Origin of the sequence: Leclercia sp. LTM14 (genome assembly GCF_023736175.1) — a bacterium.
Taxonomy (GTDB): domain Bacteria; phylum Pseudomonadota; class Gammaproteobacteria; order Enterobacterales; family Enterobacteriaceae; genus Enterobacter; species Enterobacter barmai.
In genome coordinates this window covers 200,632-225,628 of the sequence record NZ_JAIKTT010000003.1, presented here as the reverse complement: position 1 = coordinate 225,628, position 24,997 = coordinate 200,632, and the positions used below count along the sequence as shown (strand labels likewise).

24 protein-coding genes and 2 pseudogenes are annotated in these 24,997 nt (G+C 56.0%); 18 read left to right on the top strand and 8 right to left on the bottom strand.

The window, feature by feature from the left end; genetic code table 11:
* Positions 1-16: 16 nt before the first annotated feature.
* The 4 genes and pseudogenes from hfq to hflC all read left to right on the top strand — a co-directional run bounded on the left by hfq (position 17) and on the right by hflC (position 4,044).
* Positions 17-325: an RNA chaperone Hfq gene (hfq, locus tag K5I40_RS09965; RefSeq protein WP_032616179.1), complete on the top strand. Its 309-nt coding sequence runs from the start codon at positions 17-19 to the stop codon at positions 323-325.
* Positions 326-402: 77 nt separating this feature from the next.
* Positions 403-1,683, top strand: coding sequence for a ribosome rescue GTPase HflX (gene hflX / locus K5I40_RS09960; protein ID WP_039028441.1), 1,281 nt, complete (start codon positions 403-405; stop codon positions 1,681-1,683).
* A gap of 101 nt (positions 1,684-1,784) precedes the next feature.
* Positions 1,785-3,040, top strand: a pseudogene (gene hflK / locus K5I40_RS09955) (FtsH protease activity modulator HflK).
* A 2-nt stretch (positions 3,041-3,042) separates the two neighbouring features.
* Entirely contained in the window at positions 3,043-4,044 is a 1,002-nt protein-coding gene (gene hflC / locus K5I40_RS09950; protein ID WP_039028443.1) for a protease modulator HflC, read from the top strand.
* A 68-nt stretch (positions 4,045-4,112) separates the two neighbouring features.
* Here the strand turns inward: hflC and K5I40_RS09945 are convergent, their stop codons facing one another.
* The gene (locus K5I40_RS09945; protein ID WP_223074466.1) at positions 4,113-4,403 is read right to left on the bottom strand and encodes a hypothetical protein; all 291 of its coding nucleotides are present in this window, start codon (positions 4,401-4,403) and stop codon (positions 4,113-4,115) included.
* A 368-nt stretch (positions 4,404-4,771) separates the two neighbouring features.
* Between K5I40_RS09945 and K5I40_RS09940 the strand changes: the two genes are divergently transcribed.
* The 4 genes from K5I40_RS09940 (at position 4,772) to rlmB (ending at position 9,963) form a co-directional block, all read left to right on the top strand.
* The gene (locus K5I40_RS09940; protein WP_039028486.1) at positions 4,772-6,070 is read left to right on the top strand and encodes an adenylosuccinate synthase; all 1,299 of its coding nucleotides are present in this window, start codon (positions 4,772-4,774) and stop codon (positions 6,068-6,070) included.
* Between the two features lie 191 nt (positions 6,071-6,261).
* Positions 6,262-6,687 (top strand): nitric oxide-sensing transcriptional repressor NsrR, encoded by a 426-nt coding sequence (nsrR, locus tag K5I40_RS09935; protein ID WP_039028444.1) that lies wholly within the window; start codon positions 6,262-6,264, stop codon positions 6,685-6,687.
* 38 nt (positions 6,688-6,725) lie between these two features.
* Complete coding sequence (gene rnr / locus K5I40_RS09930; RefSeq protein ID WP_039028445.1) at positions 6,726-9,167, top strand: ribonuclease R; 2,442 nt, start codon at positions 6,726-6,728, stop codon at positions 9,165-9,167.
* A gap of 64 nt (positions 9,168-9,231) precedes the next feature.
* A complete protein-coding gene (gene rlmB / locus K5I40_RS09925; protein WP_039028446.1) occupies positions 9,232-9,963 on the top strand; it encodes a 23S rRNA (guanosine(2251)-2'-O)-methyltransferase RlmB in 732 nt (243 codons plus the stop codon).
* Positions 9,964-10,079: 116 nt separating this feature from the next.
* Here the strand turns inward: rlmB and K5I40_RS09920 are convergent, their stop codons facing one another.
* Positions 10,080-11,369, bottom strand: a complete 1,290-nt coding sequence (locus tag K5I40_RS09920; RefSeq protein ID WP_223074465.1) for an MFS transporter — start codon at positions 11,367-11,369, stop codon at positions 10,080-10,082.
* Between the two features lie 160 nt (positions 11,370-11,529).
* Here K5I40_RS09920 and K5I40_RS09915 point away from each other — a divergent pair, with 160 nt between their 5' ends.
* Positions 11,530-13,152 carry an isovaleryl-CoA dehydrogenase gene (locus tag K5I40_RS09915; protein ID WP_223074464.1) on the top strand — a complete coding sequence of 541 codons (1,623 nt, stop codon included), beginning with the start codon at positions 11,530-11,532 and terminating at the stop codon, positions 13,150-13,152.
* A gap of 3 nt (positions 13,153-13,155) precedes the next feature.
* Here the strand turns inward: K5I40_RS09915 and K5I40_RS09910 are convergent, their stop codons facing one another.
* The 3 genes from K5I40_RS09910 to bsmA form a co-directional block, all read right to left on the bottom strand.
* Positions 13,156-15,081, bottom strand: a complete 1,926-nt coding sequence (locus tag K5I40_RS09910) for a methyl-accepting chemotaxis protein (RefSeq protein WP_223074463.1) — start codon at positions 15,079-15,081, stop codon at positions 13,156-13,158.
* A 172-nt stretch (positions 15,082-15,253) separates the two neighbouring features.
* On the bottom strand, positions 15,254-15,541 hold the full coding sequence (yjfN, locus tag K5I40_RS09905) for a DUF1471 family protease activator YjfN (RefSeq protein WP_039028450.1): 288 nt from the start codon (positions 15,539-15,541) through the stop codon (positions 15,254-15,256).
* A 136-nt stretch (positions 15,542-15,677) separates the two neighbouring features.
* The gene (bsmA, locus tag K5I40_RS09900) at positions 15,678-16,007 is read right to left on the bottom strand and encodes a biofilm peroxide resistance protein BsmA (RefSeq protein ID WP_072036607.1); all 330 of its coding nucleotides are present in this window, start codon (positions 16,005-16,007) and stop codon (positions 15,678-15,680) included.
* A gap of 138 nt (positions 16,008-16,145) precedes the next feature.
* Between bsmA and yjfP the strand changes: the two genes are divergently transcribed.
* Complete coding sequence (gene yjfP / locus K5I40_RS09895; protein ID WP_223074461.1) at positions 16,146-16,877, top strand: esterase; 732 nt, start codon at positions 16,146-16,148, stop codon at positions 16,875-16,877.
* On the opposite strand, the gene ulaR is transcribed toward yjfP, so the two are convergent.
* Both ulaR and ulaG read right to left on the bottom strand, forming a co-directional pair.
* Positions 16,874-17,629, bottom strand: a complete 756-nt coding sequence (gene ulaR / locus K5I40_RS09890) for an HTH-type transcriptional regulator UlaR (RefSeq protein ID WP_039028453.1) — start codon at positions 17,627-17,629, stop codon at positions 16,874-16,876. The two genes, yjfP and ulaR, sit on opposite strands and share 4 nt — an antisense overlap.
* A gap of 109 nt (positions 17,630-17,738) precedes the next feature.
* Complete coding sequence (gene ulaG, locus K5I40_RS09885) at positions 17,739-18,803, bottom strand: L-ascorbate 6-phosphate lactonase (protein WP_039028454.1); 1,065 nt, start codon at positions 18,801-18,803, stop codon at positions 17,739-17,741.
* 353 nt (positions 18,804-19,156) lie between these two features.
* Between ulaG and ulaA the strand changes: the two genes are divergently transcribed.
* From ulaA to K5I40_RS09855, 6 genes and pseudogenes are all read left to right on the top strand, one after another.
* Positions 19,157-20,557 (top strand): PTS ascorbate transporter subunit IIC, encoded by a 1,401-nt coding sequence (gene ulaA, locus K5I40_RS09880; protein WP_138370092.1) that lies wholly within the window; start codon positions 19,157-19,159, stop codon positions 20,555-20,557.
* 12 nt (positions 20,558-20,569) lie between these two features.
* The gene (ulaB, locus tag K5I40_RS09875; protein WP_138370093.1) at positions 20,570-20,875 is read left to right on the top strand and encodes a PTS ascorbate transporter subunit IIB; all 306 of its coding nucleotides are present in this window, start codon (positions 20,570-20,572) and stop codon (positions 20,873-20,875) included.
* 9 nt (positions 20,876-20,884) lie between these two features.
* Positions 20,885-21,351: pseudogene (ulaC, locus tag K5I40_RS09870) on the top strand (PTS ascorbate transporter subunit IIA).
* A 13-nt stretch (positions 21,352-21,364) separates the two neighbouring features.
* A complete protein-coding gene (locus K5I40_RS09865) occupies positions 21,365-22,015 on the top strand; it encodes a 3-keto-L-gulonate-6-phosphate decarboxylase UlaD (protein WP_039028458.1) in 651 nt (216 codons plus the stop codon).
* 9 nt (positions 22,016-22,024) lie between these two features.
* Positions 22,025-22,891: an L-ribulose-5-phosphate 3-epimerase gene (locus K5I40_RS09860; protein WP_223074460.1), complete on the top strand. Its 867-nt coding sequence runs from the start codon at positions 22,025-22,027 to the stop codon at positions 22,889-22,891.
* The gene (locus tag K5I40_RS09855) at positions 22,878-23,564 is read left to right on the top strand and encodes an L-ribulose-5-phosphate 4-epimerase (RefSeq protein ID WP_223074459.1); all 687 of its coding nucleotides are present in this window, start codon (positions 22,878-22,880) and stop codon (positions 23,562-23,564) included. The genes K5I40_RS09860 and K5I40_RS09855 overlap by 14 nt, the downstream gene beginning before the upstream one ends.
* 96 nt (positions 23,565-23,660) lie before the next feature.
* On the opposite strand, the gene yjfY is transcribed toward K5I40_RS09855, so the two are convergent.
* The gene (yjfY, locus tag K5I40_RS09850) at positions 23,661-23,936 is read right to left on the bottom strand and encodes a DUF1471 family protein YjfY (RefSeq protein ID WP_223074458.1); all 276 of its coding nucleotides are present in this window, start codon (positions 23,934-23,936) and stop codon (positions 23,661-23,663) included.
* A gap of 344 nt (positions 23,937-24,280) precedes the next feature.
* Here yjfY and rpsF point away from each other — a divergent pair, with 344 nt between their 5' ends.
* Together rpsF and priB are read left to right on the top strand one after the other, a co-directional pair.
* Positions 24,281-24,676 carry a 30S ribosomal protein S6 gene (gene rpsF / locus K5I40_RS09845; RefSeq protein ID WP_011915632.1) on the top strand — a complete coding sequence of 132 codons (396 nt, stop codon included), beginning with the start codon at positions 24,281-24,283 and terminating at the stop codon, positions 24,674-24,676.
* A 6-nt stretch (positions 24,677-24,682) separates the two neighbouring features.
* Positions 24,683-24,997 (top strand): primosomal replication protein N, encoded by a 315-nt coding sequence (priB, locus tag K5I40_RS09840; protein ID WP_039028462.1) that lies wholly within the window; start codon positions 24,683-24,685, stop codon positions 24,995-24,997.

The window sequence follows — 24,997 nt, the reverse complement described above, 5'->3', positions numbered from 1 at the left end:
ATAAGGAAAAGATAGAATGGCTAAGGGGCAATCTTTACAAGATCCGTTCTTGAACGCACTGCGTCGGGAACGTGTTCCAGTTTCTATTTATTTGGTGAATGGTATTAAGCTGCAAGGTCAGATTGAATCTTTCGATCAGTTCGTGATCCTGTTGAAAAACACGGTCAGCCAGATGGTCTACAAGCACGCGATTTCTACTGTTGTTCCGTCTCGCCCGGTATCTCATCACAGCAATAACGCTGGCGGCGGCTCCAGTAACTACCATCACGGCAGCAACGCACAGGGCTCTTCAGCGCCTGCGCAGGACAGCGAAGAAACCGAATAAGGTTACTGGCTGTTATTTCCATATCGGGGAGCCAGGTTTTCTGCGTTCCCCGCTGATCTTTTTTGAGGGGTTTACGCTTGTTTGACCGTTACGATGCCGGTGAGCAGGCGGTGCTGGTACACATCTATTTTTCGCAAGACAAAGATATGGAAGATCTCCAGGAGTTTGAATCTCTGGTCTCTTCCGCCGGTGTCGAAGCAATGCAGGTGATTACCGGTAGCCGTAAAGCGCCGCACCCAAAGTATTTTGTTGGTGAAGGTAAAGCAGTAGAGATTGCGGATGCCGTTAAAGCGACTGGCGCATCAGTCGTGCTGTTCGATCACGCGTTGACACCGGCCCAGGAACGCAACCTGGAACGTCTGTGCGAATGCCGGGTTATCGATCGGACGGGTTTGATTTTAGACATTTTTGCCCAACGTGCACGTACCCATGAAGGGAAACTGCAGGTTGAGCTGGCGCAGCTGCGCCATCTGGCGACGCGCCTGGTGCGTGGCTGGACACACCTTGAACGACAAAAGGGCGGGATTGGTTTGCGCGGCCCGGGTGAAACCCAGCTCGAAACCGACCGTCGCTTGCTGCGTGGCCGTATTACCCAGATCCTCTCACGACTGGAAAAAGTTGAGAAGCAACGCGAGCAGGGGCGCCGCTCCCGACAGAAAGCAGACATCCCGACGGTGTCGCTGGTCGGTTATACCAACGCCGGTAAATCCACCCTGTTTAACCAGATAACCGAAGCCCAGGTGTATGCTGCAGACCAGCTGTTTGCGACCCTGGATCCGACGCTGCGCCGCATAGACGTGACGGACGTGGGTGAAACCGTGCTGGCGGATACCGTTGGGTTTATCCGTCATCTGCCGCACGATCTGGTGGCCGCGTTTAAAGCGACTCTGCAGGAGACACGTCAGGCAACGTTGCTGTTGCACGTCATTGACGCTGCGGATGTCCGCCTGCAGGAAAATATTGATGCAGTGAATATCGTGCTGGAAGAGATTGATGCCCACGAGATCCCAACGCTGCTGGTGATGAACAAGATCGATATGCTGGACGGTTTTGAGCCACGTATCGACAGGAATGAAGAGAACATACCGATTCGGGTCTGGCTATCTGCTCAGACCGGTGTTGGTGTACCACTGCTTTTCCAGGCCTTAACAGAACGCCTTTCCGGTGAAGTGGCTCAGCACACGCTGCGTCTCCCGCCAGAAGAAGGCCGACTGCGCAGCCGTTTTTATCAGCTTCAGGCGATAGAAAAAGAGTGGATGGAGGATGACGGCAGCGTGGGGTTGCAGGTACGTATGCCAATCGTTGACTGGCGTCGCCTCTGTAAACAAGAACCTGCGCTGGTCGACTACGTCGTCTGACCGGAAAGGAGATGCCTGAAGGATTTTGCCCTTTGGGATACCCGCATCGCTGCACAGGCGTTTGAGGGTATATCACCGCATAACAAATATGGAGCACATACATGGCGTGGAATCAGCCCGGTAATAACGGACAAGACCGCGACCCGTGGGGGAGCAGCAATAATCAAGGCGGCAACTCCGGGGGAAATGGCAACAAAGGTGGTCGCGAGCAGGGGCCACCCGATCTGGATGATATCTTCCGCAAGCTGAGTAAAAAGCTGGGCGGACTTGGCGGTGGTAAAGGCACTGGCGGTGGTAATGGCCAGGGGCCGCGTCCTCATATGGGCGGTCGCGTGGTGGGCATTGTTGCAGCAGCAGCGGTGATCATCTGGGCAGCCAGCGGGTTCTACACAATCAAAGAAGCCGAGCGCGGTGTTGTTACCCGTTTTGGTAAATTCAGCCATCTGGTTGAGCCAGGCCTGAACTGGAAGCCAACCTTTATCGATGACGTCACGGCGGTGAACGTTGAATCGGTACGTGAACTGGCGGCCTCTGGCGTGATGCTGACGTCCGATGAGAACGTCGTGCGCGTTGAGATGAACGTGCAGTATCGCGTAACCGATCCGCAGCACTATCTGTTCAGCGTGACCAGCGCAGATGACAGCCTGCGTCAGGCTACCGACAGCGCCCTGCGTGGCGTAATCGGTAAATACACCATGGATCGCATTCTGACCGAAGGTCGTACCGTTATTCGTAGCGATACCCAGCGCGAGCTGGAAGAGACCATTCGTCCGTACAACATGGGTATCACCCTGCTGGACGTCAACTTCCAGGCCGCTCGTCCGCCGGAAGAGGTGAAGGCCGCGTTTGACGATGCGATTGCTGCCCGTGAAAACGAACAGCAGTACATCCGTGAAGCGGAAGCGTACATCAACGAAGTTCAGCCGCGTGCAAACGGCCAGGCACAGCGTATCCTCGAAGAGCGCGCGCCTACAAGACTCAGACCATCCTCGAAGCACAGGGTGAAGTGGCGCGTTTTGCGAAGCTGCTGCCTGAATATAAAGCCGCACCGGAAATTACCCGTGAGCGTCTGTATATCGAGACCATGGAGAAAGTGCTGAGCCACACCCGTAAGGTGCTGGTCAATGACAGCAAAAATGGCAACCTGATGGTTCTGCCGCTGGATCAGATGCTGAAAGGCGGTAACGCCGCGGGCGCGAAGAACGACAACAGCGGGGCGAATAACCTGCTGCGTCTGCCACCTGCGTCAACGGGTAACTCCAGCGCCAACACCAGCTCTTCTTCAAGCGATGGTGACATCATGGACCAACGCCGCGCCAACGCGCAGCGTAACGACTACCAGCGTCAGGGGGAATAACGATGCGTAAGTCAGTTATTGCGATCATCATCATCGTGCTGGTCGTGCTTTATACCTCTATTTTTGTCGTAAAAGAGGGTGAGCGCGGTATTACCCTGCGTTTTGGCAAAGTTCTGCGTGACAGCGAAAACAAACCGCTGGTTTACGAGCCGGGTCTGCACTTTAAGATCCCAATGATCGAATCGGTAAAAACGCTGGATGCCCGTATCCAGACCATGGATAACCAGGCCGATCGCTTTGTGACCAAAGAGAAGAAAGACCTGATCGTCGATTCCTATATCAAATGGCGTATCAGCGACTTCAGCCGTTACTACCTGGCGACAGGCGGTGGCGATGTTTCACAGGCAGAAGTGCTGCTGAAACGTAAGTTCTCTGACCGTCTGCGTTCGGAAATCGGTCGTCTGGATGTGAAAGACATCGTTACCGACTCCCGCGGCCGTCTGACCCTGGAAGTGCGCGATGCGCTGAACTCCGGCTCTGCGGGCACGGAAGATGAAGTGACAACCCCAGCGGCTGACGATGCAATCGCCAAAGCGGCGGAGCGCGTTCAGGCTGAAACCAACGGTAAAGTCGCGGTCATTAACCCGAACAGTATGGCGGCGTTAGGTATTGAAGTAGTTGACGTGCGTATCAAGCAGATCAACCTGCCGACTGAAGTGTCTGAAGCGATCTACAACCGTATGCGTGCAGAACGTGAAGCGGTAGCGCGTCGCCATCGTTCACAAGGTCAGGAAGAGGCAGAGAAACTGCGTGCGACCGCGGACTATGAAGTGACCAAAACGCTGGCAGAAGCGGAGCGTCAGGGTCGTATCCAGCGTGGTGAAGGCGATGCCGAAGCCGCGAAACTGTTCGCCGATGCGTTCAGCCAGGATCCGGACTTCTACGCCTTTATCCGTAGCCTGCGTGCTTATGAGAGCAGCTTTAAGAGCAATCAGGACGTGATGGTTCTAAGCCCGGACAGCGATTTCTTCCGCTATATGAAGTCACCGACAACCACTCGCTGATTTCCCGGCTTCAAAAAATGATAATGGCGCCTCTCTGAGGCGCCATTTTTTTCATGCTACTCTATTACTCAGTTGCCAAGCCATTTATTCAGCAGGTTACCGACAACCGGAAGATTTGCCAGGGTAGATTCAATGGTTCCGCCCACGGTTTTGCCAACAGAAGTACCGAGGTTTTTGCCCAGATCCGGGGCAACAGTGGCAAGATTGATGGTACCAAACAGCGGCAGCTCAACTGTCAGCAGATCAGAGCCCATTGACCACGCCTTTTCACCAATTTTACCGCCCAGAGATGCCAGCCCATCCTGCAGCCAGCCCGCACCACCAACGTATTCCATTTCTACGATTGTTAATTCTTTCATTTTAATCATCCTAATTAATGAGTTTATGCCGCCCCCTCATGGGGCGCGAAAGGATCCTGACAACCTTTTAAATATTCAGCAATACCAGTGGTTTATGAATTTTATTTCATCTCGTTAAATCACATTTACTCATAACAGGAAGCGGTAACGTCTAACGATGAAACAAAAGCGGTTATCACTTCATCCTGTTTTTATGCGGTCTGTACCGCACCGCTTGTGATGAAAATCGGCACGTCACACAAGATATTGAGGTAATCGTTTAACTGGCGAGGAACCCGCCAATTTCGCCGAAATTTGTATACAAAAAAAGCTGAACATCATCAAAACCGATGGTAGAATCCATTTTTAAGCAATCGGTGATTTTGAAAATGGGTAACAACGTCGTCGTACTGGGCACCCAATGGGGTGACGAAGGTAAAGGGAAGATCGTCGATCTTCTGACTGAACGTGCTAAATTTGTTGTACGCTATCAGGGTGGTCATAACGCTGGCCATACTCTCGTAATCAACGGTGAAAAAACCGTCCTCCATCTTATTCCATCAGGTATTCTTCGTGACAATGTGACCAGCATCATCGGTAACGGTGTTGTGCTGTCTCCTGCTGCGCTGATGAAAGAGATGAAAGGCCTGGAAGACCGTGGCATCCCGGTTCGCGAGCGTCTGCTGCTCTCCGAAGCCTGTCCGCTGATCCTCGACTACCACGTTGCGCTGGACCTGGCGCGTGAAAAAGCGCGCGGCGCGAAAGCGATCGGTACAACCGGTCGTGGTATTGGCCCGGCTTACGAAGATAAAGTTGCCCGTCGCGGCCTGCGCGTTGGCGACCTGTTCGACAAAGCCACCTTTGCTGAAAAACTGAAAGAAGTGATGGAATATCACAACTTCCAGCTGGTGAATTTCTACAAAGTTGACGCTGTTGACTACCAGAAAGTGCTGGATGATGTCATGGCAATCGCTGACATCCTGACCGGTATGGTTGTTGATGTGTCCGATCTGCTGGACCAGGCGCGCAAACGTGGCGATTTCGTCATGTTCGAAGGTGCGCAGGGTACGCTGCTGGATATTGACCACGGTACCTATCCGTACGTAACCTCCTCTAACACCACCGCAGGTGGCGTGGCAACCGGCTCTGGCCTGGGTCCGCGTTATGTGGATTACGTTCTGGGGATCATCAAAGCTTACTCCACTCGCGTGGGTGCCGGTCCATTCCCGACCGAGCTGTTTGATGAAACCGGCGAGTTCCTGTGCAAGCAAGGTAACGAGTTTGGCGCGACCACCGGTCGTCGTCGTCGTACCGGCTGGCTGGATGCAGTTGCTGTGCGCCGTGCGGTGCAGATCAACTCCCTGTCTGGCTTCTGCCTGACCAAGCTGGACGTGCTGGACGGCCTGAAAGAAGTGAAAATCTGTGTTGCCTACCGTATGCCGGATGGCCGCGAAGTGACGACCACTCCGCTGGCTGCAGACGACTGGCAGGGTATTGAGCCAATCTACGAAACCATGCCTGGCTGGTCTGAGACCACCTTTGGCGTGAAAGAGCGTAGCGGCCTGCCGCAGGCGGCGCTGGACTACATCCAGCGTATTGAAGAACTGACCGGTGTGCCGATTGATATTATCTCTACCGGCCCGGATCGTTCTGAAACGATGATCCTGCGCGACCCGTTCGACGCATAATCTTCGTGAATACTGGCCTGCGGGGTGACCCGTAGGCCGGATAAGCGTAGCGCCATCCGGCGACCGCTTCTGGATCCCCGCTTTTTCGCCCCGTCTGTCAAATAAATTCGCCGTTGACTATCTGGCTGGTTTATCATCATTAATGAATATCTCTGCGGAACTCCCGCGTTTTACCCTTTCCTGAGGTTGATGTGCAGTTAACAAGTTTCACCGATTACGGATTACGCGCGCTGATCTACATGGCGTCGTTACCCGATGGGAAAATGACCAGTATCTCTGAGGTGACAGAGGTGTACGGTGTGTCCCGTAATCATATGGTCAAAATAATCAATCAACTTAGCCGTGCCGGATACGTTGCTGCCGTCCGCGGGAAAAATGGCGGCATTCGCCTGGGTAAACCGGCACAGAGTATTCGTGTTGGTGATGTGGTGCGCGAACTGGAGCCATTGTCTCTGGTGAACTGCAGCAGCGCGTTCTGCCACATTACCCCCGCCTGTCGACTGAAACAGGCGCTTTCTAAGGCCGTGCAAAGTTTTCTCATGGAGCTGGATAACTACACGCTGGCCGATTTGGTTGAAGAGAATCAACCGCTGTATAAATTATTGCTGGTGGAATGAAGAAAACGTCCACCGGAGATGACAACGGAGGAACCGATATGTCACAAGATCCTTTCCAGGAACGCGAAGCCGAAAAATACGCGAACCCTATCCCCAGCCGCGAGTTCATCATTGAACACCTCACAAAACGCGAAAAGCCTGCCAACCGTGAAGAACTTGCCGTTGAATTAAACATTGAAGGCGAAGAGCAAATCGAAGCCCTTCGCCGTCGTCTGCGCGCCATGGAGCGCGATGGACAACTCGTCTTTACCCGCCGCCAGTGCTATGCCCTGCCAGAACGTCTCGATCTGCTGAAAGGCATGGTGATTGGTCACCGTGATGGTTTCGGCTTCCTGCGTGTCGAAGGCCGCAAGGACGACCTGTACCTCTCCTCTGAACAGATGAAGATGTGCATTCACGGCGACCAGATCCTGGCCCAGCCGCTGGGTGCAGACCGCAAAGGCCGTCGTGAAGCGCGCGTCGTGCGCGTGCTGGTGCCAAAAACCAGCCAGATTGTGGGCCGCTACTTCACCGATGCCGGTGTAGGTTTTGTGGTACCGGACGACAGCCGCCTGAGCTTTGACATCCTTATTCCACCTGAAGAGGTGATGGGCGCGCGAATGGGCTTTGTGGTGGTCGTTGAACTGACCCAGCGTCCAACCCGCCGCACCAAAGCGATCGGTAAGATTGTCGAGGTGCTGGGCGATAACATGGGTACCGGCATGGCCGTGGATATGGCGCTTCGCACCCATGAAATCCCACACGTCTGGCCAAAAGCGGTTGAAGAGCAGGTTGAAGGCCTGAAAGAGCAGGTGCCGGAGTCGGCAAAAGCGGGCCGCGTGGATCTGCGCAGCCTGCCGCTGGTTACCATTGATGGCGAAGACGCTCGCGACTTTGATGACGCCGTGTACTGCGAGAAAAAACGCGGTGGCGGCTGGCGTCTGTGGGTAGCCATTGCCGATGTGAGCTACTACGTCCGTACCGGTACGCCGCTGGACGGTGAAGCGCGTAACCGCGGCACCTCGGTTTACTTCCCGTCGCAGGTAGTGCCGATGCTGCCGGAAGTGCTCTCTAACGGTCTGTGCTCGCTCAACCCGCAGGTTGACCGTCTGTGCATGGTTTGTGAAATGACCATCTCCAACAAAGGGCGTTTAACCGGTTACAAATTCTATGAAGCGGTGATGAGTTCACATGCGCGTCTGACCTACACCAAAGTGTGGCATATGCTGCAGGGTGACCAGGATCTGCGTGAGCAGTATGCTCCGCTGGTGAAGCACATCGAGGAGTTGCACAACCTCTATAAGGTGCTGGATCAGGCACGTGAAGAGCGCGGCGGTATCTCATTTGAGAGTGAAGAGGCGAAGTTCATCTTTAACGCCGAGCGTCGTATTGAGCGTATCGAACAGACCCAGCGTAACGATGCTCACAAGCTGATTGAAGAGTGCATGATCCTGGCGAACATCTCTGCGGCACGCTTTGTTGAGAAAGCCAAAGAGCCTGCGCTGTTCCGTATTCACGATAAACCGACCACCGAGGCAATCACCTCCTTCCGCACCGTACTGGCGGAGCTGGGCCTTGAGCTGCCCGGCGGCAATAAGCCGGAGCCGCGCGATTACGCCGAGCTGCTGGAATCTATCGCCGATCGTCCTGACGCAGAAATGCTGCAAACCATGCTGCTGCGCTCTATGAAGCAGGCGATTTACGATCCTGAAAACCGCGGTCACTTTGGTCTGGCGCTGCAGTCGTATGCGCACTTCACCTCGCCTATCCGTCGCTATCCGGATCTCTCCCTGCACCGTGCCATTAAGTATCTGCTGGCGCATGAGCAGGGGCATAAGGGCAACACCACGGAGACCGGTGGTTACCACTACTCTATGGAAGAGATGCTGCAGCTGGGCCAGCACTGTTCAATGACCGAACGCCGTGCTGATGAAGCGACGCGCGACGTTGCTGACTGGCTGAAGTGTGACTTCATGTTAGATCAGGTCGGCAACGTGTTTAAGGGCGTCATTGCCAGCGTCACCGGCTTCGGCTTCTTTGTCCGCCTTGATGAACTGTTTATTGATGGTCTGGTTCATGTTTCATCCCTGGACAATGACTACTACCGGTTTGACCAGGTTGGTCAGCGCCTGATTGGCGAATCTGGCGGTCAGACGTATCGCCTGGGCGATCGCGTGGAAGTGAAGGTTGAAGCCGTCAACATGGACGAGCGTAAAATCGACTTTAGCCTGATCTCCAGCGAACGTGCGCCGCGCAACGTGGGTAAAACCGAGCGCGAGAAAGCGAAGAAAGGCGCTGCCGGTAAAACCAGCGGCAAACGCCGTCAGGCCGGTAAGCGAGTAAACTTCGAGCCGGATAGTGCGTTCCGCGGCGAGAAAAAACAGAAGCCGAAGGCCGCGAAGAAAGAGGCCAGAGCGGCGAAAAAACCGTCGGCAAAGACCCAGAAAATAGCTGCCGCGACCAAAGCGAAGCGGGCAGCGAAGAAAAAAGTGGCGGAGTAATTCTCCCCTGACCTTGATCCTCTCCCGGCAGGGAGAGGTGAACAGTAATTAATGAGAACCATCAATGAGTGAAATGATTTACGGCATCCACGCGGTGCAGGCCCTGCTGGAGCGCGCACCGGAGCGTTTTCAGGAAGTGTTTATTCTGAAAGGGCGTGAAGACAAACGCCTGATGCCGCTGATCCACGCGCTGGAAGCGCAGGGCGTGGTGATCCAGCTGGCGAACCGTCAGTATCTGGATGAGAAAAGTGAAGGTGCGGTACACCAGGGGATCATCGCCCGCGTGAAGCCGGGCCGCCAGTATCAGGAGAACGATCTGCCGGATCTCATTGCCGCGCTGGATAACCCGTTCTTCCTGATCCTCGACGGCGTGACCGATCCGCACAACCTCGGTGCCTGCCTGCGTAGCGCCGATGCGGCGGGCGTCCATGCGGTGATCGTGCCGAAAGACCGCTCCGCGCAGCTCAACGCGACGGCCAAGAAAGTGGCCTGCGGCGCCGCGGAGAACGTGCCGCTGATCCGCGTGACTAACCTGGCGCGCACCATGCGTCAGCTGCAGGAAGAGAACATCTGGATTGTCGGCACCGCGGGTGAAGCGGACCATACCCTGTTCCAGAGCAAAATGACCGGCCGTCTGGCGCTGGTGATGGGTGCGGAAGGGGAAGGCATGCGCCGCCTGACGCGCGAGCACTGCGACGAGCTGATCAGCATTCCGATGGCGGGCAGCGTCTCGTCCCTGAACGTCTCCGTAGCAACCGGCATCTGCCTGTTTGAAGCGGTGCGCCAGCGCGGGTAAGGCTTTGTGGTTTTGCCGGGTGGCGGCTACGCCTTACCCGGCCTACAAAACATAGACCCGGCACAACAATATGCACGGTCCCGTAGGCCGGGTAAGCGCAGCGCCACCCGGCGCTGTCACTCCTCCAGCGACCGCAAATGGTCATCCTTCTTAAGCGTCATCAGCGCAAAAATACTTACCACCGCCGTCGCCATTACGTAATACGCCGGAATATCCAGGTTCCCCGTCTCTTTAATCAGCCCGGTAATGATTAACCCCGCACAGCCCGAGAAAATAGCGTTCGACAGGGAATAGGCCAGCCCCAGCCCGGTATAGCGCACCCGCGTCGGGAACATCTCTGACAGCATGGCCGGTCCTGGTCCTGCCAGCATCCCCACCAGACCACCGGCGATCAGCACCACTATCGCTTTCACCGCCAGCGTGCTGGACTCCGCCTGCAGAATTTTCAGCAGCGGCAGGGCGAGGATCAGCAGCAGCGCGGCGGCAATCACCATTACCGTCCGGCGTCCGATGCGGTCGCTGAGCATGCCCGACGGGATAATGGTCAGCGCAAAGCCGATATTTGAGATCACCGCAATCAGCAGCGCCTGGTTAAAACCGGTATGCAGGGCTGATTGCAGATAGGCGGGCATGATCACCAGATAGGTATAGCCCGCGGCGGACCACACCATCACCCGACCTATGCCCATGACAATGGCCTTCAGCGTGTCGCGGGTGCGCGCCTTTACGGCCACCGGTTTGGTTTGCTGCTTCACGAAGCTCGGCGTCTCTTCCATGCTCACCCGCAGCCACAGGGCCACCGCCCCCAGCGGCAGGGCGATAAAGAACGGAATGCGCCAGCCCCAGTCGTGCAGGGCTTCTGGCGTCAGCAGCGCAGAGAGCAGCGCCACGATGCCCGCTCCGGCCAGCAGGCCCAGCGCAACGGTAAAGGACTGCCATGCGCCGTACAGCCCGCGTTTACCGCGCGGGGCGAACTCGGTCATCAGAGACACTGCACCGCCATATTCGCCACCAGCGAAAAGCCCCTGCAGGATCCGCAGGCCGGTGATAATCAGCGGTGCGGCAATGCCGATGCTGGCATACACCGGCACGAGGCCGATTGCCGCCGTTGCCAGCGTCATCATCACCAGCACGATAATCAGCGTGGGCTTGCGCCCGATGCGATCGCCAATCCGGCCAAATACGATGGCACCCAGCGGGCGGAAGAAAAAGGCGATGGCGAACGAGGCGTAGGTGAGGATCAGGCTGGTCAGCCCCGCTTCACCGCTGAGCTGAAAGAAGTTTTTCGCAACCACGGTGGCCAGAAAACCGTACACCGCAAATTCGTACCATTCTATGAAGTTGCCGATGGAGCCAGCAATCAAAGCGCGTTTGTGGGCATCCGGCGCCCGTTGTGTGTTGTGCATTGTTATTCTCTCCATGAGTCGAGAATAAATTATTCACCATAACATCCGATAAGAAATTTATTATTCGCTCATTGTGTGACCATGTTCACGCTTGAGAGTGGCGGTAATGTGGCCCGGTCTGTCCATACTTACTCCGTTGCCACAGATGGAGGGATACACTATGCACTGGCAGACACACACTGTTTTTAATCAGCCTGCGCCACTTACCAACAGCAACCTTTTTCTTTCCGATCGTGCCCTGTGTGAAGCGGTCAATCGTGAAGGTGCCGACTGGGACGCTGACCTTCTCGCCAGCATCGGTCAACAGCTGGGGACGGCGGAATCTCTGGAGCTTGGCCGCCTGGCTAACGTCAATCCGCCCGAACTGCTGCGCTATGATGCCAGCGGAACCCGGCTGGACGATGTGCGCTTTCACCCCGCCTGGCACCTGCTGATGCAGGGGCTCTGCGCCAACCGGGTCCATAACCTGGCGTGGGAAGAGGAGGCGCGAAAAGGGGCCTTCGTGGCCCGGGCGGCACGTTTTATTCTGCATGCCCAGGTGGAAGCCGGCACGCTCTGCCCGATCACCATGACCCATGCCGCCACGCCGCTGTTGCAGCAGGCCCTACCGCGGGCGTTTCACGACTGGCTGACGCCGTTGCTGAGCGACCGCTACGACTCGCATCTCGCCCCGGGCAACCAGAAGCGCGGCCTGTTAATCGGGATGGGGATGACGGAGAAGCAGGGCGGGTCGGATGTCCTGAGCAACACCACCCGGGCAGAGCGCTGCAGCGACGGCAGCTACCGGCTGGTGGGGCATAAGTGGTTTTTCTCGGTGCCGCAAAGCGATGCGCACCTGGTGCTGGCCCAGGCCAAAGGCGGCCTGTCGTGCTTCTTCGTTCCCCGTTTTCTGCCCGACGGCCTGCGCAATGCCGTGCATCTGGAGCGTCTGAAAGACAAGCTGGGGAACCGCTCGAACGCCAGCAGCGAAGCCGAGTTTCTCGACGCCACCGGCTGGCTGCTGGGGGAAGAGGGGGAAGGGGTGCGCCAGATCCTGAAGATGGGCGGCCTCACCCGTTTCGACTGCGCCCTCGGCAGCCACGGCCTGATGCGCCGGGCCTTCTCGGTGGCGCTGTACCACGCCCACCAGCGACAGACTTTTGGTAAAAACCTGATCGATCAGCCGCTGATGCGCGACGTGTTAAGCCGCATGGCGCTGCAGCTTGAAGGCCAGACGGCGTTTCTGTTCCGCCTGGCGCGGGCATGGGATCGCCGTGATAACGAGCACGAGGTGCTGTGGGCGCGGCTGTTTACCCCGGCCGCGAAGCTGGCGATCTGTAAAGCGGGCATCCCGTTCGTTGCGGAAGCGATGGAGGTGCTGGGAGGGATCGGCTATTGCGAAGAGAGCGAGCTGCCGCGCCTGTACCGCGAGATGCCGGTCAACAGCATCTGGGAAGGCTCGGGCAACATTATGGGGCTGGACGTGCTGCGGGTGCTGGCGAAGCAGCCAGGCGTGCTCGATCTGCTCGCGGCGGATTTTGCCGAGGTCAAAGGCCAGGATCGCCATTTCGATCGCAGCTGGCGGCAGCTCCAGCAGAAACTGCGCAAACCGCAGGAGGCCCAGGGCAGGGAGATCGCCCGGCAGATATACCTGCTGGGCGCGGGCGCGCAGATGCTGCGCCATGCTTCTCCACCGCTGGCACAGGCCTGGTGCCGTGAAATGCTCGACGCCCGGGGCAGATCCCTGCTCAGCGAGCAGATACAGGACGACCTGCTGCTGCGCGCCACGGGCGGCGTAGCCTGAGTGTTACAGGCGGAACAGACTGACCAGATCGGTCAGATGCGAACCCTTCTCTCGCAGGGTTTGCGCCGTCTGTTCGCTGCGCGAGACGCGGTCGGCGTTGATGTGCGACGCTTCGCCGATGTGCGTCATCGCCAGATTCACCTGACCGATACCTGCCGACTGCTCGCGGGAGGCGTGGTTAATTTCCGTGACCAGCTGGTTGATGTTGTCGATGTGCTCGATGATGCTCTCCATCGCCTGACGGGTCTGCTCCGACAGGGCGTGGCCCTCGCTTACCTTACTGAGCGTATCGCCAATCAGCTGTTCAATCTCCTTCACCGCGTTGGCGCTGCGTGCCGCCAGGGCGCGAACTTCCTGGGCGACCACGGCGAAGCCTTTACCGTGCTCACCTGCCCGGGCCGCTTCTACGGCGGCGTTCAGCGCCAGAATATTGGTCTGGAAGGCAATGCTCTCAATCACCCGCGTGATGGCTTCGATACGTTTCGATGCCTCGCGAATATCATCCATGGTGGATACAGCATTGCTGACGGTCTCCCCGCCCTGATGCACCGCCCGTGAGGTTTCGCCCACCAGCTGCTGAGTCTGCTCCATATTGGCCGCGTTCTGCTGCACGGTGGCCGCCAGCTGCTCCATACTGGCAGAAGTCTCCTCCACGCTGCTGGCCTGCTTGTTGATCTGCTCGGAAATCTCACCGGTATCCGCCGCCAGGGCGTTGGTTCCCAGATGAATATCCCCCGCGGCTTCCCGCACCTGCAGCACGATTTTTTGCAGGCCGCCGCCAATGCCGTTGATGGCGTTGATCAGCTGGCCAACCTCATCCTGACGGGTGGCAGGCAGGGTGGCGCGCAGATCGCCTGCGGCATACTGTTCCGCCAGACCAATGACATCGCGCAGCGGGCGTGACAGCCAGCGGCGGATAATAAACACGAACAGCATGGCAAAGAGCGCCGACAGCGCCACACCTGCGAGCAGGAAGCGATCGCGCAGGCGGGTCACGTCGGCCAGCAGTACGCTTTTATCCACTTCTCCCACTATCGTCCAGTTCCAGCCCGGCAGCGGCGTCCAGGCCATAATCAGGGTGCGGCCATCAGCGCTCTTGCTCTCCAGGGTACCGGAGTGATCCCCCAGCAGCTGTTGCTGAACGGCGTTATCCCACTTCGGCAGTTGCCCCTCTTCGGCGCTGTGGAACAGATACTGGCCGTGATTTTTGCCATTGCTGCGGTCCAGCACAAAGAAGTGACCGCTCTCGCCCAGACGGCGGCTGAGGATCTTCTCGCGCATGACGTTCCAGGAGTGGGTGATATCGATCCCGACGAAGATAATGGCGATCACCTGTCCGCCCGCGTCTTTTACCGGCTGATACTGGGTGATATAGCGTTTGCCGAACAGCAGGGCGAGGCCGCGATAGACCTCGCCTGTGTTGACCACCGCCCAGGCCGGGCTGGCACGATCGAGAACGGTGCCGATAGCCCGGTCGCCGTTCTCTTTACGCAGCGAGGTCGCCACGCGGACAAAATCGTCGCCGCTGCGAACAAACAGCGTCGAGATGGCCCCGGTGCGACTCAGAAAATCATCCGGCGTGGCGTTGTTCTCGTGGAGTTCCGTCTCGCCGCCCTTCAGCAGAGGAACGTTCTGACCGTTAATCGCGCGGGTCTGGCTGGCATCAAGGTTCAGCGGCTGCGGCAAGAAGGTGGTGAACAGGCGGGTATAGCTCTCCACCTCTTCGGTGAGGCTGGTATTGAACATCTGCACCATATCCACCACGCCGGTGGATTGATTATGCAGGTCTTCAATGGCCAGCGATTCGAGTTTTTGACTGGTGTTGTAGCTCAGGAGAAAAGTGAAAAGCAGAAAGAGCGTGGCAACGCTCAAGCCGGTAAGCAGCGACAGCTTAGTGCCCAGACCTGCACGGCGAAAAAAATTGATCATAAATTGCTCATTGTTAAAAAGGTATCGCTTTTCAACGGCAGAGCGGGGATAACATTTATTTGGTTTATGTAACAAAATGTTACAAAGATGTCTCTGGGCAGTAACGGCAAGGATAATAAAATTGTAAATATTAAAAAGCCACTCTTTTTTAGTGGCTTTTTATTGGCGCTTTTCAGGCATAGATAATGGCCTGTGCCCGCCAGCGATCGACATGGCTCTCTTCCTGCATTTTTATGATGCGATACCAGGAGGCACCCTGTTCATCGGCTTTTAGCGCAATCATGCGCTCTACGTCCTGCGGGCTCCCTGAGATATCACTCACGGAGATCAATCCAATTTCATTTAAACCTGTCACACAATCCGCGCTGGCAAATTCAGCTGACTGTGCAGCCGTACTCAGCAGACCCGCAGAGAGCAGCAGTGAGGTCAAAGCAAGAGATCGTTTCATCGTTAGCTCCATTTTACGTATCCCCGGAATCCGCCGGGCAATCCTTCGCTAATAAACTCACTTCCATTGTCACAGGCATGGAGTTTATTGTGGACAGGAAAACGTCTATGGACGCAAAGCAGTGTAAATGTCTTTTAAATACCGCGTGTTATTTACGGTATAAAATGGCCTGCGAATACCACTGCCCTGTTACGATAGTTTCATCGATAAGGGTAATGACGTAATAATCTGCATTCGCGGCGACAGCTTTTGCTTTAATGGCATCTTCCACATCGTCGGGAGAGCCGCGCTCAAGTGCGGTCACGGTACCCATTCGCTGTAATCCTTCCGTCTGATTACGACGAATTTCCTGGGGGTGATCGGCGACCGGTGGTGCGGGCTGTGGCGTACCTTCGAGCACGCTACATCCGGCTAACAGCAGCATCAGCGTTAAAGCAGCAACCCTTCGCATAACCATATCTCGTTTCCTGATAGCCATAGTGTAGATCTCTGTTGATTTGACATTGGGGGAATGTTCCCAAATTGTTATCTGAGACGTAAATTTCGAATGAAAATTGTGTGAAAGCGTAAGCCAGTTCTCAACATTATGATTCACCCTAAAGTATGAGGCCCACTGATGATTGAAATTGAAGTCCGGCAGCTTGGCGACCATGAGATTGTACATGCCGTTCCGGCGGGAAAACGGTCTGAACCGTTGCCGGTTGTTATTTTTTATCATGGTTTTACCTCCTCAAAGCTGGTCTACAGCTATTTTGCGGTGGCGCTGGCACAGGCAGGTTTCAGAGTGGTAATGCCGGATGCGCCCGAGCACGGGGCGCGTTTTACGGGTGATGAGCAGGCTCGTCTGGGGCAGTTCTGGCCAATCCTGCATGGCAATCTTACCGAGTTTGCCGCGCTGCGGGATGCCCTGTATCAGGCCGGGCTGGTGGCCGATGAACGCCTTGCGGTGGCCGGGGCCTCGATGGGCGGCATGACCGCGCTGGGGATTATGACGCGCCACCCTGAGGTGAAGTGTGTGGCAAGCCTGATGGGCTCTGGCTACTTTACGTCGCTGGCCCGGACGCTGTTTCCGCCGCTGCAGCCTGAGGCATTCGCGGCGATGGTCTCTCCGCTTGCCGACTGGGAAGTGACAACCGCGCTACCGCGTCTTGCCGACCGCCCGCTGCTGCTCTGGCATGGTGAGGAAGATGATGTAGTGCCTGCCGGAGAAACATTCCGTCTGCAGCAGGCGTTACGGCAGGAAGGGCTGGATAAAAATCTGACCTGCCTGTGGGAGGCGGGGGTGAAACACCGCATTACCCCGACCGCGCTCGACGCCACGGTGGCGTTTTTCCGCCAGCACCTTTAAACGCGCAGGATCGTCACCCCCTGATCTTCCAGTTTCTGGAGGATCTGCGGGTTGGCATTTTTGCCGGTGATCACCATGTCTATCTGCTCGGCACGGCTGAACAGCATGCCCGCACGCTCGCCGACCTTGCTGCTGTCGACCAGCACCACCAGCTTGCCGACCACGTTCAGCATGTTCTGCTCAGCCATCGCCGTCAGCATATCGGTTTTATACAGCCCTTCGGCGGTGAGCCCTTTGCCGCTGGTAAACATCCAGTGCCCGGCATAGAGCGTGTTCTCGCTGTCCTGCGGACTTAAGGTGATGGACTGGCTCTTATTGTACTGGCCGCCCATGATCACCACGCTTTCATGCTCCTGATCGATCAGGTAGTTGGCCAGCGGCAGGTAGTTAGTGATGATCTGCACCGGTTTGCCGCACATTTCACGGCCCAGCAGGAAAGCGGTGGAACCGCAGTTAATCACCACGCTTTCGCCGGGATTGACCAGCTGGGAGGCGGCTCTGGCGATACGCACTTTCTCGTCGTGGTTCTGCGCCTGATGAATATTCATCGGCGACCAGCGTGGGCGCTGCTGGCTGATCCCTTCGGCGCCGTTACGCACCTTTTTCAGCTTGCCGCTTTCATCAAGTTTGTTGATATCCCGGCGCGCGGTGGCGGGAGAGACGCCCAGCCGGGCAATCACCTGCTCAACGGTGACAAACCCGGTTTGCGCCAGGAGATCCAGTAAAATTTGATGCCGCTGTGCTTCCGTCATGAGCTATTCCGAAATAAATTGATGTTAAAAGATGATATTTGAAATAGCCTGAAAATACTAAGCAAAATGTTCTATCGCCAGGCAAGGCGCCTGGCGATCGCCTGAAAGATTACAGGAATGATTTGAACGGCAGGTCGGGCTCAATGGTGAAGCAATCATCAAAGCCGCGCGGGTAGTGATACTCAAAATTGTCTTTATCCAGCGGCCAGGTAAATTTGCCGCCCACCTGCCAGATAAACGGCTTAAAGCCATACTTCAGCCGGTCTTTTTTCATCTCCCACAGCACGCGGATCTCCTGCGGATCGGCCTGGAAGTTTGACCAGATATCGTGATGGAACGGGATCACCACCTGGGTATTCAGCGCTTCCGCCATGCGCAGAATGTCGGCGCTGGTCATCTTATCGGTGATGCCGCGTGGGTTCTCGCCGTAAGAGCCCAGCGCCACGTCGATATGGTGCTCGTTACCGTGTTTGGCGTAGTAGTTGGAGTAGTGTGAGTCACCGCTGTGGTACAGCGTGCCGCCCGGGGTTTTGAACAGATAGTTCACCGCGCGCTCGTCCATCCCGTCCGGCAACACGCCGGCTGCCTTCCGATCGGCCGGCAGGGTAATCAGTGCGGTGCGGTCAAACGCGTCAAGGGCATGAATTTCGATGTCTTTGATTTTTACCACGTCACCCGGTTTCATGACGATGCAGCGCTCTTTTGGCACGCCCCAGCCGATCCATAAATCGACACAGGTTTGTGGCCCGATAAAGGGCACGTCTTGCGGACAGTTCTGCATTACCGCTGCCGCAACGTTGACGTCGATATGATCGTTATGATCGTGGGTCGAAAGAACGGCGTCGATCTGACGAATCGCAAAAGGATCGAGGACAAACGGCGTGGTGCGAAGGTTCGGCTGCAGTTTCTCGACACCTGCCATACGCTGCATCTGATGGCCTTTTTTCATCAGCGGGTTGCCATGGCTCTGTTTGCCGGTGCCGCACCAGAAATCAACGCAGACATTGGCGCCGCCCTGAGACTTCAGCCAGATGCCGGTACAGCCCAGCCACCACATCGCGAATGTGCCCGGCGCGACCTGCTCCTGTTCGATCTCTTCATTCAGCCAGCTACCCCATTCCGGGAAAGTGCTCAGGATCCATGATTCGCGGGTAATGGTATTCACTTTACTCATTGTCAGACTCCCTATCTATCAAAAGTAATCATTTGGTGATGTATTTTGATTTATATTGTCACCAATGAATCAGCAATGCAATGCCGTTTTGCGAGGGTTGCGGCAAACTCAGGCGACTACCCTGAAAATTCCTGGATGTGATTTTGTTACTTATATTTATATAATTTATTGATTTACAACGAATTTATAGAGTGGCTGTGAATGCATATAAAGGCATTAATCTTTAAGGGGAAATAATTTGCGTGATGCGTCACAAATAATCAAAATCAATCTTGTGGTGATTATTTGTGATTAATAGAGTGGGGGCTGTTGTACGAGCATTACGCATCGTACTGCCTTTACCGGAGAGTGTTATGGAGATCCTCTACAGCGTCTTTACCGTCTTTTTTAATCAGGTAATGACCAATGCCCCGCTGCTGCTGGGTATCGTGACCTGCCTGGGTTATATCCTGCTGCGTAAAAGCGTGAGCGTGATAATCAAAGGCACCATCAAAACCATCATCGGTTTTATGCTGCTTCAGGCGGGTTCAGGCATTTTAACCAGCACCTTTAAGCCCGTTGTCGCCAAAATGTCGGAAGTTTATGGCATTAACGGCGCGATTTCAGACACCTACGCCTCAATGATGGCCACCATCGAACGCATGGGCGATGCCTATAGCTGGGTGGGATACGCCGTCCTGCTCGCCCTGGCGTTGAACATCATTTACGTTCTGCTGCGTCGGATCACCGGCATCCGCACCATCATGCTGACCGGCCACATCATGTTCCAGCAGGCCGGGTTGATTGCGGTTTCCCTCTATATTTTCGGCTATTCGATGTGGACCACCATTATCTGTACGGCGGTGCTGGTCTCACTCTATTGGGGGATCACCTCCAATATGATGTACAAACCCACACAGGAAGTGACCGACGGCTGCGGTTTCTCCATCGGCCACCAGCAGCAGTTTGCCTCATGGATTGCCTATAAGGTTGCCCCGTATCTGGGTAAAAAAGAGGAGAGCGTTGAGGATCTGAAGCTGCCCGGCTGGCTGAATATCTTCCACGACAACATCGTCTCTACGGCGATCGTGATGACCATCTTCTTTGGCGCCATCCTGCTCTCCTTCGGCATTGACGTTGTGCAGGCCATGGCGGGTAAAACCCACTGGACCATCTACATCCTGCAAACCGGCTTCTCCTTCGCCGTAGCGATTTTCATCATCACCCAGGGCGTCCGCATGTTCGTCGCCGAGCTGTCTGAGGCCTTCAACGGTATCTCTCAGCGTCTGATTCCCGGCGCGGTGTTAGCGATTGACTGTGCGGCGATTTATAGCTTCGCGCCGAACGCGGTGGTGTGGGGCTTTATGTGGGGCACCATCGGCCAGCTGATTGCGGTTGGCATCCTGGTGGGCTGCGGCTCGTCCATCCTGATTATTCCTGGCTTTATCCCGATGTTCTTCTCTAACGCCACCATCGGCGTGTTTGCTAACCACTTCGGCGGCTGGCGCGCGGCGCTCAAGATCTGCCTGGTGATGGGCATGATTGAAATCTTCGGCTGCGTGTGGGCGGTCAAGCTCACCGGTATGAGCGCCTGGATGGGGATGGCGGACTGGTCGATTCTGGCGCCGCCGATGATGCAGGGCTTCGCCTCTGTCGGCCTGATCTTTATGGGCGTCATCATTCTGATTGCACTGGCTTATATGTTCTTCGCTGGCCGTTCGCTGCGCGCTGAAGAAGATGCGGAACAACAAACAGCAGAAGTTTCTGCTCACTAAGGAGTTTTGATTATGACCGTACGTATCCTGGCCGTGTGTGGCAATGGGCAAGGGAGCTCCATGATCATGAAGATGAAAGTGGACCAGTTTTTAACCCAGTCAAAAATTGACCACACGGTGAACAGCTGCGCGGTGGGTGAATACAAAAGTGAACTGAACGGCGCGGACATCATCATCGCCTCAACCCACATCGCCGGTGAGATTAACGTGACTGGCAATAAATACGTGGTGGGCGTGCGCAACATGCTGTCGCCTGCGGACTTTGGCCCAAAACTGCTGGAAGTGATCAAAGCGCATTTCCCGCAAGACGTGAAGTAAAGAGGCTTTATGAAACTACGTGATTCGCTGGCAGAGAATAACTCCATCCTTTTACAGGCCGAGGCCAGTACCTGGCAGGAGGCGGTAAAGCTGAGCGTCGATCTGCTGGTTAAGGCTGACGTTGTAGAGCCGCGCTATTACCAGGCCATTCTTGATGGCGTCGAGCAGTTCGGGCCGTACTTTGTGATTGCCCCGGGGCTGGCCATGCCGCATGGCCGTCCGGAAGAGGGCGTCAAAAAACCGGTTTCGCCCTGGTCACCCTGAAAACGCCGCTGGTGTTTAACCATGAAGATAACGACCCGGTGGACATCCTGATCACCATGGCCGCCGTGGATGCCAACACCCATCAGGAAGTGGGCATTATGCAGATCGTCAATCTGTTTGAAGATGAAGCCAATTTTGACCGTTTACGCGCCTGCCGCACCGCGCAGGAAGTGCTGGATTTAATCGACAACGCCACAGCGGCGGCAGTTTAAGAGGGATTTGAAAATGTCATTACCTATGTTACAGGTTGCCCTGGATAACCAGACCCTGAACCACGCTTACGAAACCACGCGTCTTATCGCCGAAGAAGTAGACATCATCGAAGTAGGCACCATCCTGTGTGTCGGCGAGGGGGTTCGCGCCGTCCGCGACCTGAAAGCCCTCTATCCGCATAAAATTGTGCTGGCCGACGCCAAAATTGCCGATGCGGGCAAAATCCTGTCGCGGATGTGCTTCGAAGCCAACGCCGACTGGGTCACGGTGATCTGCTGCGCGGATATCAACACCGCCAAAGGCGCGCTGGAAGTGGCAAAAGAGTTCAACGGTGACGTGCAGATCGAACTTACCGGCTTCTGGACCTGGGAGCAGGCCGAAGAGTGGCGCGCCGCAGGCATTCAGCAGGTGGTCTATCACCGCAGCCGCGATGCGCAGGCCGCGGGCGTTGCCTGGGGCGAAGCGGATATCAGCGCCGTTAAGCGTCTGGCGGAGATGGGCTTTAAGGTGACGGTTACCGGCGGGCTGGCGCTGGAAGATCTGCCGCTGTTCGCGGGGATTCCGATTCACGTCTTTATTGCCGGTCGCAGCATCCGCGATGCCGCCTCGCCGGTGGAAGCGGCACGCCAGTTCAAACGTTCCATCGCCCAACTGTGGGGATAAGGAGCGGCTATGTTAAGCAAACAGGTGCCGCTTGGCATCTATGAAAAGGCGCTCCCCTCGGGGGAGTGCTGGCTCGAACGACTGAAACTGGCGCAGTCGCTGGGGTTCGATTTCGTCGAGATGTCGGTGGATGAGACGGACGAGCGCCTCTCCCGTCTCGACTGGAGCCGCGAACAGCGTCTGGCGCTGGTGAACGCCGTCGCCGAAACCGGCGTGCGCGTGCCATCCATGTGCCTTAGCGCCCACCGTCGCTTCCCGCTCGGCAGTGAAGATGACGCCGTGCGGGCAGAGGGCCTTGAGATCATGCGTAAAGCGATTCGCTTTGCCCAGGACGTGGGGATCCGCGTTATCCAGCTGGCCGGTTATGACGTCTACTATCAGGAAGCCAATGACGAAACGCGCCGTCGTTTCCGGGATGGGCTGAAAGAGAGCATGGAAATGGCCAGCCGTGCTCAGGTGACGCTGGCGATGGAGATCATGGATTACCCGCTGATGAACTCCATCAGCAAGGCGCTGGGCTATGCCCACTACCTGAATAATCCGTGGTTCCAGCTCTATCCCGATATCGGCAATCTCTCGGCGTGGGATAACGACGTGCAGATGGAACTGCAGGCGGGCATCGGCCATATCGTGGCGGTCCATGTGAAAGACACCCGCCCCGGCGTTTTCAAAAACGTGCCGTTCGGCAGCGGGATCGTCGATTTTGAACGCTGCTTCCAGACGCTAAAACAGAGCGGCTACTGCGGGCCTTATCTGATCGAAATGTGGAGCGAAACCTCAGACGATCCGGTTCGCGAAGTGGCGCTGGCGCGCGACTGGGTGCGTGAGCGGATGGCGCGAGCCGGGCTCGGAGAGGATCAGCATGAAGCAGCTTAAACAGCAGGTATTTGAGGCAAACATGGATTTGCCGCGCTACGGTCTGGTCACCTTCACCTGGGGAAACGTCAGCGCCATCGATCGGGAGCGTGGGCTGGTGGCGATCAAACCCAGCGGGGTCGCCTACGAGACCATGCGCGTCGATGACATGGTGGTGGTGGATCTCAGCGGCAACGTGGTGGAGGGACAATGGCGCCCTTCGTCTGATACCGCGACCCATCTGGCGCTGTACCGGCGTTACCCCTCTCTTGGCGGGGTGGTGCATACCCACTCGACCCATGCGACCGCCTGGGCGCAGGCAGGGCTGGCGATCCCGGCGCTCGGCACTACCCATGCCGACTACTTCTTTGGCGATATCCCCTGTACCCGGGCCCTAACCGAAGCAGAAGTGCAGGGCGAGTACGAGCTCAACACCGGCAAGGTGATCATTGAAACGCTGGGAGAGGGTGAACCGCTGCACAGACCGGGCATTGTGGTGTATCAGCATGGCCCCTTTGCCTGGGGAAGCGATGCTCACGATGCCGTGCATAATGCCGTAGTCATGGAAGAGGTCGCGAAAATGGCGTGGATAGCTCGCGGCATTAATCCGCACCTGAAGCCCGTCGACAGCTATCTGATGAACAAACATTTTATGCGCAAGCATGGTGCCAATGCCTATTACGGCCAGAAGTAAGAGAAGTAAAAGAAGAAAAAAAGCCCCCGGGCAGGGGGCTAATCAGACTATGACAATTTTTTCGTTGTTGGCTTTCCTGGTGCTAGCGTCAAAGCGTTACCGATAGATATCTGCGCTGACGTGCATATTGCCGTTGCTGCCCGGTTCACGGGTGAGCATGACGTGATAGTAGCGGGCATCCCGCGCATCGGCTTCTGCATTAATGGCTTCAGTCGCTTCACTTTCCGTGGTGAAGTTATGGTTGATATAAATGACGCCCAGGCTTTGCACATCATCCATATTTCTGGCCTGTCGGCCGTCAACCTGAATGGCTGCAGTCGCGTTTGCACTCAGCAAAAGCGCAGCCAGAAGGGCAATGGTGATCTTTTTCATGATATGCGCTCCACGACAAACTACGGTGCGACGATATTCACGGCTGTCTTTTGTCCTGAGACAGGGTCTGATTAAAGTGTAAGCATGAATCTCACAGGCTATGGCGACCATTTCTGATGCTGTTGTTCAAAAAAACGCCGCGATCGTCCGTGAGCAATGGTAAATCACCCACTTAGACCCGCTTTGCGCTTTGTGCGAATTATTTGCGCAATCAGCTTGAGTTTCATGGGGGGCGCAAGTATTATGACGCGTCAATTTTTCAGCCGACCTTTAACACGTTCCTTGCCTCCCCGGGCCTCGGCTGACCCAGACAGGAGGCTGAATAATCCGTAAGGAGCAATTCGATGCGTCATTACGAAATCGTTTTTATGGTCCATCCTGACCAGAGCGAACAGGTTCCGGGTATGATCGAGCGCTACACTGGTGCAATCACTGCAGCAGAAGGCACGATCCACCGTCTGGAAGACTGGGGCCGCCGTCAGCTGGCTTATCCGATCAACAAACTGCACAAAGCTCACTACGTTCTGCTGAACGTTGAAGCGCCGCAGGAAGCGATCGATGAGCTGGAAACTAACTTCCGCTTCAACGATGCCGTTATCCGCAGCATGGTTATGCGTACCAAAAACGCAGTGACCGAAGCATCTCCGATGGTTAAAGCGAAAGACGAGCGCCGTGAGCGTCGCGATGATTTCGCAAACGAAACCGCAGATGATTCTGATGCTGGGGATTCTGAAGAGTAATTTCTGATGACCAACCGTCTGGTGTTGTCCGGTACCGTGTGCAGGACCCCACTTCGCAAGGTCAGCCCATCAGGAATTCCTCACTGCCAGTTCGTGCTTGAGCATCGTTCAGTGCAGGAGGAAGCCGGGTTTCACCGGCAGGCGTGGTGCCAAATGCCCGTTATTATTAGCGGACACGAAAACCAGGCCATTACTCACAGTATAACGGTCGGTAGTGCAGTAACGGTTCAGGGGTTCATCTCTTGCCACAAGGCAAAGAACGGCCTGAGCAAACTAGTTCTGCATGCCGAGCAGATTGATTTGATAGATTCTGGAGACTAG